At 63.5% G+C, this 15725-nt stretch carries 13 protein-coding genes and 2 tRNA genes; 1 reads left to right on the top strand and 14 read right to left on the bottom strand.

The genetic code is table 11. The annotated features are described in order from the left end of the window. The first annotated feature begins 58 nt into the window (after positions 1–58). On the top strand, positions 59–943 hold the full coding sequence (locus QKY98_RS23010; RefSeq protein ID WP_027599113.1) for a LysR substrate-binding domain-containing protein: 885 nt from the start codon (positions 59–61) through the stop codon (positions 941–943). Between the two features lie 330 nt (positions 944–1273). Here QKY98_RS23010 and pnp read toward each other — a convergent pair whose 3' ends face one another. The 14 genes from pnp to ftsH all read right to left on the bottom strand — a co-directional run bounded on the left by pnp (position 1274) and on the right by ftsH (position 15633). After that, on the bottom strand, positions 1274–3376 hold the full coding sequence (pnp, locus tag QKY98_RS23005) for a polyribonucleotide nucleotidyltransferase (protein WP_007162644.1): 2103 nt from the start codon (positions 3374–3376) through the stop codon (positions 1274–1276). 174 nt (positions 3377–3550) lie between these two features. Next, positions 3551–3820, bottom strand: coding sequence for a 30S ribosomal protein S15 (gene rpsO / locus QKY98_RS23000; RefSeq protein WP_007162645.1), 270 nt, complete (start codon positions 3818–3820; stop codon positions 3551–3553). A 93-nt stretch (positions 3821–3913) separates the two neighbouring features. Continuing rightward, entirely contained in the window at positions 3914–4828 is a 915-nt protein-coding gene (gene truB, locus QKY98_RS22995; protein WP_284671645.1) for a tRNA pseudouridine(55) synthase TruB, read from the bottom strand. Between the two features lie 2 nt (positions 4829–4830). After that, positions 4831–5214, bottom strand: a complete 384-nt coding sequence (rbfA, locus tag QKY98_RS22990; RefSeq protein WP_007162647.1) for a 30S ribosome-binding factor RbfA — start codon at positions 5212–5214, stop codon at positions 4831–4833. A gap of 132 nt (positions 5215–5346) precedes the next feature. Then, positions 5347–7905 carry a translation initiation factor IF-2 gene (infB, locus tag QKY98_RS22985; protein WP_027601369.1) on the bottom strand — a complete coding sequence of 853 codons (2559 nt, stop codon included), beginning with the start codon at positions 7903–7905 and terminating at the stop codon, positions 5347–5349. A gap of 26 nt (positions 7906–7931) precedes the next feature. Beyond that, entirely contained in the window at positions 7932–9404 is a 1473-nt protein-coding gene (gene nusA, locus QKY98_RS22980; protein ID WP_007162649.1) for a transcription termination factor NusA, read from the bottom strand. 49 nt (positions 9405–9453) lie between these two features. Continuing rightward, the gene (gene rimP, locus QKY98_RS22975; protein ID WP_007162650.1) at positions 9454–9912 is read right to left on the bottom strand and encodes a ribosome maturation factor RimP; all 459 of its coding nucleotides are present in this window, start codon (positions 9910–9912) and stop codon (positions 9454–9456) included. Between the two features lie 127 nt (positions 9913–10039). Beyond that, positions 10040–10116: transfer RNA gene (locus tag QKY98_RS22970), tRNA-Met, on the bottom strand. Positions 10117–10201: 85 nt separating this feature from the next. Continuing rightward, positions 10202–10287: transfer RNA gene (locus QKY98_RS22965), tRNA-Leu, on the bottom strand. A gap of 16 nt (positions 10288–10303) precedes the next feature. Then, positions 10304–10684: a preprotein translocase subunit SecG gene (gene secG / locus QKY98_RS22960; RefSeq protein WP_027601368.1), complete on the bottom strand. Its 381-nt coding sequence runs from the start codon at positions 10682–10684 to the stop codon at positions 10304–10306. After that, complete coding sequence (gene tpiA / locus QKY98_RS22955; protein WP_027599117.1) at positions 10684–11442, bottom strand: triose-phosphate isomerase; 759 nt, start codon at positions 11440–11442, stop codon at positions 10684–10686. The genes secG and tpiA overlap by 1 nt, the downstream gene beginning before the upstream one ends. Positions 11443–11508: 66 nt before the next feature. After that, the gene (glmM, locus tag QKY98_RS22950; RefSeq protein ID WP_007162653.1) at positions 11509–12846 is read right to left on the bottom strand and encodes a phosphoglucosamine mutase; all 1338 of its coding nucleotides are present in this window, start codon (positions 12844–12846) and stop codon (positions 11509–11511) included. Next, entirely contained in the window at positions 12846–13709 is an 864-nt protein-coding gene (gene folP / locus QKY98_RS22945; RefSeq protein ID WP_044342776.1) for a dihydropteroate synthase, read from the bottom strand. The genes glmM and folP overlap by 1 nt, the downstream gene beginning before the upstream one ends. Positions 13710–13716: 7 nt before the next feature. Further along, positions 13717–15633, bottom strand: a complete 1917-nt coding sequence (gene ftsH, locus QKY98_RS22940; protein WP_027599119.1) for an ATP-dependent zinc metalloprotease FtsH — start codon at positions 15631–15633, stop codon at positions 13717–13719. Positions 15634–15725: the final 92 nt, after the last annotated feature.

The following is a 15725-nucleotide window of genomic DNA, read 5'->3' as shown; positions in this document are numbered from 1 at the left end:
CGGACAACCGACCTTTGCTCGGCATATCATTCCCTTTTTTCATGCCGCGAGTCCGCTCATGCAACGTCGCCACCTGCCGTCCATCACCGCCATGCAGTGCTTCGAGGCGGTCGCGCGTCACCTGAGCTTTACCCGCGCGGCCGACGAACTGGCCCTGACCCAGAGCGCCGTCAGCAAGCAGGTCGCCCAGCTCGAGGACCTGCTGCAGCACAGCCTGTTTCGCCGGGTCCGCCGTCGCCTGCAACTCACGCCGGCGGGCGCGCTCTACCTGGCCGAGGTGGACAAGATCCTCAACCAGCTGGAGATGTCGGCGCGCTACCTGAGATCCTATGGCGGCGAGACCGAGGTGCTGCGCGTGGCCACCCCGCCGACCTTCGGCGAACGCTGGCTGGTGCCACGGCTGAAGGGCTGGCGCCTGCGCTTTCCCAACATCCACCTGGACGTCTCCAGCGCCCTGGAGCCGGTGGACTTCCGCGATCCCCGCCATGACGTGGCACTGTTCTATGGTCATGGCAGCTGGCCGGGTGCCGAGTGCGAACTGCTGCTACACGAGCACATGGTCGCGGTCTGCGCGCCGGATCTGCTGCCCACCGAGGGCATCGCCGGACCGGAGCAACTGGTGGACTTCGTGCTGCTGCAGAACACCACCCGCCCGGAGTCCTGGCACGACTGGTACGCCAGCCTCGGGCGCGAGGAGGTGCACAGCCATCACGGGCCGCGCTTCGACACCTTTACCCTCTGTGCCCGCGCCGCCCAGGAAGGCTGCGGTGTGGCGCTGCTGCCGGAATTCCTGGTGGCCGAAGAACTGGCCTCCGGCCGCCTGGTGCTCGCCTGGCCCCACCGCCTGGCCAGCCCCCACGCCTACTGGCTGGCCTATCCGGAACAGATGGCCGAGGTGCCCAAGGTGCGCAGCTTCATCGAATGGATTCGCGAGAAGGCGTAATGCCTGGGCCAATCGCGGCCATGGGTCGCTCCTACAGCGGGAGGCACGCCGGTTTATCGCGATCTTGCCGGGGCTAATGCCAGCTCGGATAACCCCCTCTCCCTCTGGGAGAGGGCCGGGGTGAGGGTAGGACCCGCGATGAACTCTTCAGTGGAAAAGGCTGCGCCGTTTTCACGCTGCGGGTGTATTCCTATAGCGATAAGACAGTTGCTCCCCTGGAGAAGCGGTCGCTACGGCGCACCGGCATGGCCGCGATACAAAGGTCCCCGGCACCCGTACCCGAAACGAAAAAACCCGGCCGAAGCCGGGTTTTTCTCATGCAGGGTCGTCTCAGACGCCGGAGGCTTCCGCCGCCGCCACGTCCTTGATCGACAGCTTGATGCGACCGCGGTTGTCCACGTCCAGCACCAGCACCTTCACTTCCTGACCTTCCTTGAGGACGTCGGTGACCTTCTCGATGCGCTGATCGCTGATCTGCGAGATGTGCACCAGACCGTCCTTGCCTGGCAGGATGTTGACGAAGGCACCGAAGTCGACGATCCGCTCGACCTTGCCGACGTAGATCTTGCCGATCTCGGCCTCGGCAGTGATGCCCAGAACGCGCTGCTTGGCCGCTTCAGCCGCTTCGCGGGTCTCGCCGTAGATCTTGATGGTGCCGTCGTCTTCGATGTCGATCGAAGCCTTGGTCTCTTCGCAGATACCACGGATGGTGGCGCCACCCTTGCCGATCACGTCGCGGATCTTGTCCTGGTCGATCTTCATCGCCAGCATGGTCGGGGCGTTTTCCGACAGCTCGGCGCGGGACTCGGAGATCACCTGGTTCATCTGACCCAGGATGTTCAGACGCGCTTCCAGCGCCTGCTCCAGGGCGATCTCCATGATCTCTTCGGTGATGCCGTTGATCTTGATGTCCATCTGCAGGGCGGTAACGCCCTTGGCGGTACCGGCCACCTTGAAGTCCATGTCGCCCAGGTGATCTTCGTCACCCAGGATGTCGGTCAGGACGGCGAACTTCTCGCCTTCCTTGACCAGACCCATGGCGATACCGGCAACCGGGGCCTTGACCGGCACACCGGCGTCCATCAGCGCCAGAGAGGCACCGCAGACCGAGGCCATGGAGCTGGAGCCGTTGGACTCGGTGATCTCGGAGACCACGCGGATGCTGTAGGGGAAGGCTTCCTGGGTCGGCAGCATGGCCTGGATGCCACGACGGGCCAGGCGGCCGTGACCGATCTCGCGACGGCCCGGGCTGCCCATGCGGCCGCACTCGCCGACCGAGAAGGGCGGGAAGTTGTAGTGCAGCATGAAGCTGTCACGACGCTCGCCTTCCAGGGTGTCCAGCAGCTGGGCATCGCGGGCGGTACCCAGGGTCGCGGTGACCAGGGCCTGGGTTTCGCCACGGGTGAACAGCGCCGAACCGTGGGTCTTCTTCAGGGTGCCGACTTCGATCTGCAGCGGGCGAACGGTGCGGGTGTCACGGCCGTCGATACGCGGCTTGCCGTCGACGATGTTCTGGCGCACGGTGCGGTATTCCAGCAGACCGAAGGTCTCCTTGACCTCGGCTTCGCTGTACTGACCGTTCTCGCCGGCCAGCTTGGCGATGGCCTGGTCACGCAGGGCGCCCAGGGCCGCATAGCGGTCCTGCTTGATGGTGATGGTGTAGGCACGGGACACGGCCTCGCCGACCTCGGCCTTGACGGCCTCGACCAGGGCGGTGTTCTCGGCGGGTGCCTGCCAGTTCCAGGTCGGCTTGCCGGCTTCGGCGGCGAACTGGCTGATGGCCTCGATGGCCACTTGGAATTCTTCGTGGGCGAACAGCACGCCACCCAGCATCTGGTCTTCGGTCAGCTCGTCGGCTTCGGATTCCACCATCAGCACGGCGTCACGGGTACCGGCCACGACCATGTCCAGGCTGGAGCTCTGCAGCTGCTCGTAGCTGGGGTTCAGCAGGTAGCCCAGTTCACTGTGGTAGCCCACGCGCGCAGCGGCGATGGGACCGGCGAAGGGAATGCCGGAGATGGCCAGGGCGGCGGAGGTGCCGATCATGGCGGCGATGTCCGGATCGGACTTCTTGTTGGTGCTGACCACGGTGCAGACCACCTGGACTTCGTTGAGGAAGCCTTCGGGGAACAGCGGGCGGATCGGGCGATCGATCAGGCGCGAGGTCAGGGTTTCCTTCTCGGAAGGACGGCCTTCACGCTTGAAGTAGCCACCGGGAATGCGGCCAGCGGCGTAGGTCTTCTCCTGGTAGTGCACGGACAGCGGGAAGAAGTCCTTGCCGACGGCGGGCTGCTTGGCACCGACCACGGTGACCAGCACGCTGACGTCTTCGGTGGAGACCAGCACGGCACCGGTCGCCTGGCGCGCGATGCGGCCGGTTTCCAGGGTGAAGGTCTGCTCACCGAACTTGAATTGCTTGATTACTGGATTCACAGTCTTTCCTTCTCTTTATTGCCTTGGGGGAAACGGGGGCGACCAGAGGGATTCGGACCCTCGCTGATCTCCGGGTGACGCAGGCCGATTCTGTCGGCCTCTCAAGCAAAAAAGCCGGAGGCCGGCGCGAGCCGACCTCCAGCTTCAGACTGCTTGCAGCAGGTCTGCATCGTATTAACGACGCAGGCCCAGGCGAGCGATCAGTGCGCTGTAACGAGAGGTGTCCTTGGACTTCAGGTAGTCCAGCAGCTTACGACGCTGGTTGACCATGCGGATCAGACCACGACGGCTGTGGTGATCTTTGCCGTTGGCCTTGAAGTGACCTTGCAGCTTGTCGATGTTGGCGGACAGCAGGGCAACCTGCACTTCCGGGGAACCGGTGTCGCCTTCGCTCTGCTTGAACTCGTTTACGATCTGGGCTTTGTCTTCAACGCTCAGTGCCATGATAGGGCTCCTCTGAGGAACAGGCCGGGATGGATCCCGTGCTTAAGGAAAGAGGTGTGACCGTGCCTGCTGACAGCCACCCTCGGTATCGGTCTAGGACCGAATCAGTCTACGGGGAGCAACCTGCCCCTCGTCATCAATCTCGCCGATGCCGATGAAACGACCCTGGTCGTCCTGCACCCGCATCAAGCCGAATTTCGGTGCATTGGCCGCCCGAACGGGCTGACCGTGCAACCAGTAGTAGGCGCTGTGCTGCGTCAACTGCACCAGCGGCCAGTGCTCCAGGCCACTGTCGACCGGCAGCAGGAAGCGATCCAGCGCTTCGGAACCGCCTTCGGCGTGCGCCGCCTCCAGCTCTTCCAGGCTGATGGCCTGCGCCAGGCCAAAGGGGCCGGCCTGGGTGCGGCGCAACTCGGCCACATGGGCACCACAGCCAAGACGGGCGCCGAGGTCTTCGACCAGGGTACGCACATAGGTGCCCTTGCTGCAGGCCACTTCCAGCGTCGCGCGATCTTCCTGCAACGCCAGCAGTTCCAGACAGGCAATAGTAACAGAACGCGCCTCGCGCTCCACTACTTCCCCGGCACGCGCCAGCTTGTACAGCGGCTGACCGTCGCGCTTGAGCGCCGAATACATCGGCGGGATCTGCTCTATCTGGCCGCGGAAGGCCGGCAGTGCCGCCTGGATGGCCGCTTCATCGACCGCGACCGCCCGTCGCTCCAGCACCTCACCCTCGGCATCGCCGGTGGTGGTGGTGACGCCCAGTTGCGCCACGGTGCTGTAGCCCTTGTCGGCATCCAGCAGGTACTGGGAAAACTTGGTGGCCTCGCCGAAGCACAGTGGCAGCACGCCGGTGGCCAGGGGATCCAGGCTACCGGTATGTCCGGCCTTCTCGGCATTGAGCAGCCAACGGACCTTTTGCAGGGCGGCGTTGGAGGAAAAGCCGCGCGGCTTGTCCAGCACCAGCACGCCGTGCACCTGGCGGCGAATACGCTTGACCTGGGCCACCCCTATTCCTCCCCTTCGTGGCGACGATCTTCGGCGACCGCGCGCTCGATCAGGGCCGACAGCTGGGCACCGCGACGGATGCTCTCGTCGTACTGGAAGCTCAGTTGCGGAACGGTGCGCAGCTTCATCGCCCGGCCCAGCTGCTGGCGCAGGAAGCCGGCGGCGTCCTTGAGGATGCCGATGTTCTGCTTGATGGCGTCGGCATCGTCGTCCTTGCCCAGGACGGTGATGTGCACCTTGGCATGGGACAGGTCGCGCGCGACGTCCACGCCGGTGATGGTCACCATGCCCAGTCGCGGATCCTTGATCTCGCGCTGGATCAGCAGTGCCAGTTCACGCTGCATCTGATCACCGATGCGCTGGGTACGGCTGAATTCTTTGGCCATGTCGAAACTCTCGTACGAAAGGCCGCAGACACCAGGCCTGCCAGCCATGAACCTTGGAAACGCGAACGGCAAGTCCGGACCTGGCAGGGTTCTGCCAGGTCCGCGACCTGCCGTCCTGGTGCAGGGTCGTCGTTACAGCGAACGGGCGACCTGAACCTTCTCGAACACCTCGATCTTGTCGCCTACGCGTACGTCGTTGTAGCTCTTCACGCCGATACCGCATTCCATGCCGGCACGGACTTCGGCCACGTCATCCTTGAAGCGACGCAGGGATTCCAGCTCGCCTTCGAAGATGACCACGTCTTCGCGCAGGACGCGGATCGGACGATTGCGGTGCACCATGCCCTCGGTGACCATGCAGCCGGCGACAGCGCCGAACTTGGGCGAACGGAAGACGTCACGCACCTCGGCGATACCCAGGATGTTCTCCCGGACGTCACTGCCCAGCATGCCAGTCAGCGCCTTCTTCACGTCTTCGATGATGTCGTAGATGACGTTGTAGTAGCGCATGTCGAGGCCTTCCTGCTCGACGATCTTCCGCGCCCCGGCATCGGCCCGGACGTTGAAGCCGAACAGCACGGCATTGGAAGCCAGCGCCAGGTTGGCATCGCTCTCGGTGATACCACCGACGCCACCGCCGACCACCCGCACCTGGACTTCGTCGTTGCCCAGACCGGACAGCGAGCCCTGCAGCGCCTCGAGGGAGCCCCGCACATCGGACTTGAGCACGATGTTGAGGGTCTTCTTCTCGTCCTGGCCCATGTTCTCGAAGATGTTCTCGAGCTTGCCGGCGTGAGCGCGGGCCAGCTTGATCTCGCGGAACTTGCCCTGACGGAACAGCGCCACTTCGCGGGCCTTCTTCTCGTCGGTCAGCACGGTGAGCTCGTCACCGGCATCCGGGGTGCCGTCCAGGCCAAGGATCTCGACCGGGATGGACGGACCGGCTTCCTTGATCGGCTTGCCGTTCTCGTCGAGCATGGCGCGGATGCGGCCGAAGTTGACGCCGACCAGTGCCATGTCGCCCTGACGCAGGGTACCGTTCTGCACCAGCACGGTAGCCACCGGACCACGACCCTTGTCCAGGCGCGATTCGATGACCACGCCGCGACCGGGTGCTTCCGGCGTGGCGGTCAGTTCCAGGACCTCGGCCTGCAGCAGGATGGCTTCGAGCAATTCGTCGACGCCGGTACCGGCCTTGGCCGAGACGTGTACGAACTGGGTGTCGCCGCCCCACTCTTCCGGGATCACCTGACGACCGGCCAGATCGTGCTTGACGCGATCCGGGTCGGCATCGGGCTTGTCGATCTTGTTGACCGCCACGACGATGGGTACACCCGCCGCCTTGGCGTGCTGGATGGCTTCCTCGGTCTGCGGCATGACGCCGTCATCGGCCGCGACGACCAGGATGACGATGTCGGTGGCCTTGGCACCGCGGGCACGCATCGCGGTGAACGCGGCGTGGCCAGGGGTATCCAGGAAGGTCACCATGCCACGCTCGGTTTCCACGTGGTAGGCACCGATGTGCTGGGTGATGCCGCCGGCCTCGCCCGACGCGACCTTGGCGCGACGGATGTAGTCCAGCAGCGAGGTCTTGCCGTGGTCGACGTGACCCATGACGGTCACCACCGGCGCGCGGTGCAGGGCCTTGCCGCCCTCGAACTTGAGGGACTCGGCCAGTTGATCTTCCAGCGCGTTCTCGTTGACCAGCTTGACCTTGTGGCCCAGCTCTTCGGCCACCAGCTGCGCCGTCTCGCGGTCGAGCACCTGGTTGATGGTGGCGGGAGACCCCATCTTGAACATGAACTTGATGACTTCGGCGGCCTTCACCGACATCTGCTGAGCAAGCTCAGAGACGGTGATGGTCTCGCCTAGATTGACTTCGCGCACTACAGGTCCTGTCGGGCTCTGGAACCCGTGTTGGTTTCGCTTCTTGAGTCGCGACTTGCCACCGCGACCACCGCGCCGGCCAAAGCCTTCTTCCTCGTCGTCGCCACTGCGCACGGTACGGGGAGCTGCGACCTTGTCCTTGATCGACGGGCGATGTTGGGCGTTCTTGCGCTCGCGACGCTCGTCTTCGTCGCGCTTGCTGCTCGGCGCAGGATGCACGGGACGACGCGGCTCTTCGCGCTTGCGCTCGCCGGCCGGATCGGCCTTCTTGACCTCGGCGGCAGCCTCGGCAGCGGGTTGCTGCTCGGCCACCACGGCCGGGGCTTCCGACGCGGCCGGTGTCGCAGCCTCGGCGGCGACCGCCTGCTGCTGCGCGGCCTGGGCAGCGGCTTCGGCCTGCTGCTGGGCAGCCGCTTCGGCGGCGCGCTGAGCTTCTTCCTCGGCACGTGCCTGGGCCGCAGCCTCGTCGGCCGCGCGCTGGGCTTCCTGCTCGCGGCGCTGTTCGGCCTCGAGTTCAGCGGTACTGCGCTTGACGAAGGTCTTCTTCTTGCGCACTTCGACGCTGACTGTCTTGCTGCCGGCCACTTTCAGCGTGGTCTGGGTCTTGCGCTGCAGGGTGATCTTGCTCGGCTCGTCGAGCTGCGCCGTCCCCTTGAGATGCGTCAGCAGGGCCTGCTTCTCCGCATCGCTCACCAGCTGCTCAGCACTGCTGTGCGTCAGACCTGCCTCGCGCATCTGCTGTAGCAGACGTTCCACCGGCGTATTGACCGTTTGGGCCAGTTCTTTCACCGTGACTTGCGTCATGCACTTCTCTCCTCAGACTGCGCCGCTTACTCGAACCAATGGGCACGGGCAGCCATGATCAGCTTGCCGGCACGCTCTTCGGTCATGCCGTTGATGTCGAGCAGGTCGTCGATCGACTGCTCGGCGAGCTCTTCGCGATTCACCACGCCACGCTGGGCCAGCGCGCTGGCGAGCTGGGGGTCCATGCCGTCGAGGGTCAGCAGATCTTCGCTGGGGCTCTTCTGTTCTTCGGTCGCGATGGCCCGGGTCAGCAGGCGATCCTTGGCCCGGGTACGCAGCTCGTTGACGATGTCTTCGTCGAAGCCATCGATGTTGAGCATCTCTTCCATGGGCACGTAGGCCACTTCCTCGAGGGAGGTGAAGCCTTCTTCCACCAGCACCTGCGCCAGCTCCTCGTCGACATCCAGCTCGTCGATGAAGCGCTGGATGATGTCGCCGGTCTCGGCCTGCTGCTTGGCGTTGATGTCCGCCTCGGTCATCACGTTGAGCGTCCAGCCGGTCAGCTGACTGGCCAGGCGCACGTTCTGACCGCCACGGCCAATGGCCTGGGCCAGGTTGTCCTCGGCGACGGCGATGTCCATGGTACGGCTGTCTTCGTCGACGATGATCGAGGCGACTTCGGCCGGGGCCATGGCGTTGATGACGAACTGCGCCGGGTTGTCGTCCCAGAGGACGATATCGACCCGCTCGCCACCCAGCTCACCGGATACCGCCTGGACGCGCGAACCGCGCATGCCGATGCAGGCACCCTGGGGATCGATGCGCTTGTCCTTGGAACGGACGGCGATCTTGGCCCGCGAACCCGGATCCCGGGCGGCGGCCATGACATCGATCAGCTGCTCGGAAATTTCCGGCACCTCGATGCGGAACAGCTCGATCAGCATCTGCGGATCGGTACGCGACAGCATCAGCTGCGGACCGCGGTTCTCCGTGCGGATTTCCTTGAGCAGGGCACGCAGACGCACGCCCATGCGGAAGGTCTCGCGGGGAATGATGTGCTCGCGCGGCAGCAGCGCCTCGGCATTGTTGCCCAGGTCGACGATCACGCTGTCACGGGTGACCTTCTTGACGGTACCGGAGATGATCTCGCCGACCTTCTCGCGATAGGCGTCCACCACCTGAGCCCGCTCGGCCTCGCGCACCTTCTGCACGATCACCTGCTTGGCGGTCTGGGCGGCGATCCGACCGAATTCGATGGACTCGATCTTTTCTTCGATCACTTCACCGGCCTTGACGCCGGGATGCTCTTCCTGGGCGTCTTCCACCGTCAGATGCGAATCGGGCAGCTGATAGTCTTCGTCTTCCACCACGGTCCAGCGACGGAAGGTTTCGTAGCTGCCGTTGTGTCGGTTGATCGACACCCGCAGATCCACATCTTCTTCATAGCGCTTCTTGGTAGCCGTGGCGAGAGCCAACTCCAGTGCCTCGAAGATGACGCCGGGTGGAACACCCTTCTCGTTCGAAACAGATTCCACTACCAGCAGAACTTCTTTGCTCATCTTACGCCTCGTATTCGCAATCCTTGGGATCCGCGGTCTCGCGCTCAAATCACTCGAAACGGGGAACGACGTTGGCCTTGTCGATCATCTCGATGGGCAGCAGATACTCATGCTCGTCCACCTGCACCACGACGTCCTGGTCTTCCACACCGCGCAGCAAACCCTGGAAATTACGTCGCCCTTCGAAGGGCGACCGAAGTTTGACCTTGACCTGTTCACCGGCGTGGGCAGCGAATTGCTCCAGCGTGAACAGCGGTCTATCCATACCGGGGGAAGACACCTCGAGGGTGTATTCATTGGTGATGGGATCTTCCACATCGAGTACGCCACTTACCTGGCGACTGACGGCCTCGCAATCTTCGACGAGAATGCCGTTGGGATGATCGATATAGACACGCAGTAGCGAATGCCGCCCTTGGGAGATGTACTCGACACCCCAGCAGACATAGCCAAGCGCCTCGACGACGGGGGCCAGCAAGGCCTGCAACTGTTCTAGCTTGCTCGACACCTGGTTGCCTCGCGTTTTTTGAGAATAAAAAATGGGCATTACGCCCATCCCTAAGAGGTCTGCGCAAGAAAGCGCGACCCGAACTGTCCAGCCAACAAAAAGCCCCTATAAAGGGGCTTTAAAAAACTGGTTGCGGGGGCTGGATTTGAACCAACGACCTTCGGGTTATGAGCCCGACGAGCTACCAGACTGCTCCACCCCGCGTCAAAGCTGGAGCGAGATTATATTCAACTGAACCCTAGGAGTCAACCTACTCTCTCGCCGCGTCCTGCAGGACGTCTTTGCTATTTGGTGCCGAAGATGGGACTCGAACCCATACAGCCTGTGGCCACTACCCCCTCAAGATAGCGTGTCTACCAATTCCACCACTTCGGCATGAAACCTTTGAAACCTACTTGGACTCCTGGGGCACGTCCCCGGAAGTACCACCCTGGGCAGCGCTAGGCTGACTCAGGGGAACATCGTTACCATCCTGCTTCGGCTGAGGAGCCTGCTGGACCGGCTGAGTGGGCAGACCCACTTCGCGCAGACTCAGCGCATGGTTCTTGGCGAAGTACGCCAGACCCAGGCTAGTCGCGAAAAAAACCGCGGCTAGTATAGCAGTAAAGCGACTCAGAAAGGTAGCAGAACCTTGGCTACCGAATACGGTACCCGAGGCGCCCGCACCAAAGGATGCACCGGCTTCGGCACCCTTGCCCTGCTGCATCAATACCAGCACGATCAGGCCAAGCGCCATCAGCAAGTGGATCACGACAACTGCAGTTTCCAACATTATCCACGTCCTGCAGCGCGGCAAATCGCACTGAACTCTTCAGCATTCAGGGAGGCTCCACCTACCAGCCCCCCATCGATATCCGGCATGCCGAACAATTCGGCAGCGTTGGCGGCCTTGACACTGCCGCCATACAACAACTGAAGGCCTTCAGCGACCCCAGCATCGGCCTCGCGCACCAGGGCGCGAATCGCCGCATGAACCTCTTGCGCCTGCTCCGGCGTCGCCGTGAGCCCCGTACCTATCGCCCAGACCGGCTCGTAGGCCACGACGGCATTGGCGAACGCTGCCACTCCAACCGCATCGATGACCGCCTTCAGCTGGCCACCCACCACGTCCAGAGTGCGCTCGGCCTCCCGCTCTTCACGGGTTTCGCCGACGCAGAGCACGGGAATCATCCCGCCCTCCTGAATGGCCGCAAATTTCTTCGCCACCACCACATCATCCTCGCCCAGCAGCGCACGTCGCTCGGAGTGCCCCACCAGTACGTAGCGGCAACCGAATTCTGCCAACTGGGTCGAGGACACCTCGCCAGTCAGAGCCTTCTCGCCCGCGACGGGAGCACAGGTCTGGGCCCCCACCATCAGCGACGTTTCCGCCAACGCTTCAGCCACCCCTGGCAGATGCACCAATGTCGGAATCACCACGACATCGACACCTGCTGCGCCATCCAACCCTTTCAAGCCTGCGACCAGCGCCGACACGCCTTGCAGCGAGCCATGCATTTTCCAGTTACCGGCAACCAGGGAACGACGCATGCGTTTTACCTCAGGGAGCGAAGTGGGCGCAGATGTTACTCAATCGAAAACAGGCATGCAAGCAAATCAAGCACATACCTCGGTTATCAACTGAGCGAGGGCTTCCGCATGGGCCCGCACCTCTCGTTCGTTCTCGCCCTCGACCATGACCCGCAACAGCGGCTCGGTCCCGGATTTGCGCAGCAGCACCCGTCCCTTGCCGGCCATCTTCTCGGTCACCTCGGCACTGGCCTGCTTGACCCGTGGATGCTCCAGGGGATCCTGGCCGCCACCGAATCTCACGTTGATCAGCACCTGCGGGCACTTGCGCAGCGCCATGCGCGCCTGGGCCAGGGTCTGGCCGGCATTGCGCAGGGCGATCAGCACCTGCAGCGCGGCGATGGTGGCGTCTCCGGTGGTGGTGTACTGGCAGCAGACCACGTGCCCGGAATTCTCGCCCCCCAGCACCCAGTTGCGCTCCAGCAGTTCGGCCATCACATAGCGATCCCCGACCTTGGCGCGCACGAAGGGAATATCCAGCTCGGCCAGGCCCAGCTCGAGTCCGAGATTGCTCATCAGGGTACCTACCACCCCACCCTCGAGGCGGCCGCGGCGCTTGAGGTCGCGAGCGATCAGATAGAGGAGCTCGTCGCCATCGACCGCCGCCCCGGTGTGATCCACCATCAGCACCCGGTCGCCGTCGCCATCGAAGGCGATGCCAATGTCGGCATGCTGGTCGAGCACTGCCTGCTGCAGCCCTTCCAGGTGAGTGGAGCCGCAATCCTTGTTGATGTTGAGTCCGTCCGGCTGCACGCCCAGCACGCTGACGTCCGCCCCGAGTTCGCGGAAGACGCTGGGCGCGATCTTGTAGGTGGCGCCATTGGCGCAATCCAGCACGATCTTCATGCCGGCGAAGCTGGTCCCGGTAGGCACACTGCTCTTGCAGAACTCGATGTAGCGCCCGGCGGCATCATTGATGCGCGAAACCTTGCCGATACGCGCCGAGTCGACCACGGTCATGGGCGTATCGAGCAGTTCCTCGATCATGGTCTCGAGTTCATCGGGCAGCTTGGTGCCGGCGCCGGAAAAGAACTTGATGCCATTGTCGTAGTAGGGATTGTGCGACGCACTGATGACGATGCCGGCGCTGGCCTGGAAGGTCCGCGTCAGGTAGGCGATCCCTGGCGTGGGCATGGGACCGAGCAGCATGACGTCGGCGCCGGCGGCGGACAGCCCGGCTTCCAGTGCTGATTCGAACATGTAGCCCGAGTTGCGGGTGTCCTTGCCGACCAGCACCCGGCAACCACCGCGGCTGCGAAAGGCGATACCGGCCGCCCAGCCCAGCTTGAGCATGAAATCCGGGGTGATGGGATACGTCCCGACCTTGCCGCGAATGCCATCGGTTCCAAAATACTTTCTTGCCATCAGTTCTGTTCCTGCCTGAAGCCTTCGACTGCGGTGATCATCTTCACCACGTCCACCGTTTCCGCCACATCATGGACCCTGAGGATCTGCGCGCCCTTGGCCAGTGCCAGCGCCGCCAGGGCCAGACCGCCCGCCAGACGACCCTCTACGGGCCGCCCGGTGACCGCGCCGATCATGCTCTTGCGCGAGACACCCACCAGCAAGGGTAGCCCAAAGGCGAGCAACTCGGCCTGTCGCCTGAACAGTTCGAGGTTGTGCTCGAGGGTCTTGGCGAAGCCATAGCCTGGATCCAGCACCAGCCGCTGACGGGAGATGCCGACCGCTTCGCAGCGGGCCACCTGCTCGGCGAGAAAGGCGCCTACCTCGCCTGCGACATCGGCATAGACGGGCGCCTGCTGCATGGTGCCGGGCTCGCCGCGCATGTGCATCAGGCAGATCGCCAGGTCGGTCGCGGCCGCCGTCTCGAGGGCACCGGGCCGACGCAGCGAGCGCACGTCATTGATCAGACCGGCACCCGCCCTGGCGCCTTCGCGCATGACCGCGGGCGTGGAGGTATCCATGGAAATCACGACATCGAGCTCGCGGGCGATCGCCTCGATCACCGGCACGACCCGATCGAGTTCTTCCGCTTCGGATACCGCGGGCGCCCCCGGGCGCGTGGACTCGCCCCCGACATCGATGATGGCCGCACCCGCCGACACCATTCCCTCGGCATGGCGCAGGGCGCTCTCGACCGCCGTATAGCGACCACCATCGGAAAAGGAGTCGGGAGTGACGTTGAGGATGCCCATGACTTTGGGCGCGTCAAAAACAAGAACCCGATTGCCGCAAGGCAATCGGGTCGAAGGAAGCGGATTGAACATGGGTGTTTCAGTGTTCTCCGGCCGGACCACCGATGGGGGTTTCCGGACGATCGCTACCACTCTGCGGCGCCGGAGCGTCACCGGTAGGACCGCCACGGTCGTGCCAGTCACGCGGTTCACGCGGGACCTTGCCGGCCATGATGTCGTCGATCTGATCGGAATCGATGGTCTCGTACTTCATCAGGGCATCGGCCATGAGTTCGAGCTTGTCGCGGTTCTCGTCCAGCAGGCGCTTGGCCGTGCCATAGCAGTCGTCGATGATCCGGCGGATTTCCAGGTCGATCTGCTTGGCGGTCTCGCCCGACATGTTGCCGGCGCCGCCACCACCCGAACGACCCAGATAGCCTTCGTTCTCCTCCTCGCCATACAGCAGCGGGCCGAGTTTCTCGGACAGGCCCCACTTGGTGACCATGTTCCGCGCCAGAGAGGTCGCGCGCATGATGTCGTTGGAGGCACCGGTGGTCACCCCCTCGAAGCCCAGGGTCATTTCCTCGGCGATACGGCCGCCGAACAGCGAGCAGATCTGGCTTTCCAGGGCACGCTTGGACAGGCTGTAGCGATCCTCCTCGGGGAGGAACATGGTCACGCCCAGAGCGCGACCACGGGGAATGATGGAGACCTTATAGACCGGATCGTGCTCCGGCACCAGGCGACCGACGATGGCGTGACCCGCTTCGTGGTAGGCGGTGTTGCGCTTCTCCTTCTCGGACATGACCATGGTCTTGCGCTCAGCGCCCATCATGATCTTGTCCTTGGCCAGCTCGAACTCGCGCATGTCGACGATGCGCTTGTTGGCACGAGCGGCGAACAACGAAGCCTCGTTGACCAGGTTGGCCAGATCGGCACCAGAGAAACCCGGGGTACCGCGGGCGATAACGCCGGCGTCGACGCGCTCGCCGACCGGCACCTTGCGCATGTGCACCTTGAGGATCTGTTCGCGACCGCGGATGTCCGGCAGACCGACCACCACCTGACGATCAAAGCGACCGGGACGCAGCAGGGCCGGGTCGAGCACATCAGGACGGTTGGTGGCAGCGATGACGATGATGCCATCGTTCATCTCGAAGCCATCCATCTCGACCAGCAACTGGTTCAGGGTCTGCTCGCGCTCGTCGTGACCACCGCCCATGCCGTTGCCACGATGGCGACCGACCGCATCGATCTCGTCGATGAAGATGATGCAGGGCGCGTGCTTCTTGGCCTGGTCGAACATGTCACGGACGCGGCTGGCGCCGACACCGACGAACATTTCGACGAAATCCGAACCGGAAATGGTGAAGAACGGCACCTTGGCCTCACCGGCCACGGCCTTGGCCAGCAGCGTCTTGCCGGTACCCGGCGAGCCGACCATCAGGACACCGCGGGGAATACGACCACCCAGGCGTTGGAACTTGCCTGGATCACGGAGGAATTCGACCAGCTCGGTGACTTCTTCCTTGGCTTCGTCGCAACCGGCGACATCGGCGAAGGTGGTCTTGACCTGGTCTTCCGACAGCAGTCGCGCCTTGCTCTTGCCAAAGCTCATGGGACCGCCGCGACCGCCAGCGCCCCCCTGCATCTGGCGCATGAAGAACATGAAGACGGCGATGATCACCAGGATCGGGAAGCTGGCCACCAGCAACTGAGTCCAGATGCTCTGCTGCTCGGGCTGCTTGCCGGTGATGGTGACGCTGTTGTTGACCAAGTCGCCGATCAGGCCATTGTCCTGGATCGCCGGACGGATGGTCTTGAAAGGATCGCCATCACGATGCTTGCCGGTGATGACATAGCCATCCACGGTCACGCTCTCGATCTGCCCGTCCTTCACCTGCTGGATGAAGTCGGAGTAGTTGAGCGTCTGGGGTTCGTTGGGGCTGGAGAAGTTGTTCATCACGGTGACGAGCACCGCGGCGATGATCAGCCACAGGATCAGATTCTTTGCCATGTCGTTCAATTGACTACCCTCTGCGCCGGTTTCGTGGGTAAACCGTTCGAAGCGAAACCGGCAGTGACCGGTAAGTTACTACACAAAGCCTG

The sequence above is a fragment of the Pseudomonas sp. HR1 genome, from assembly GCF_030175875.1.
Taxonomy (GTDB): domain Bacteria; phylum Pseudomonadota; class Gammaproteobacteria; order Pseudomonadales; family Pseudomonadaceae; genus Chryseomonas; species Chryseomonas oryzihabitans.
The sequence above is the reverse complement of the archived record's forward strand: the minus strand, read 5'-3'. Positions and strand labels throughout refer to the sequence as shown.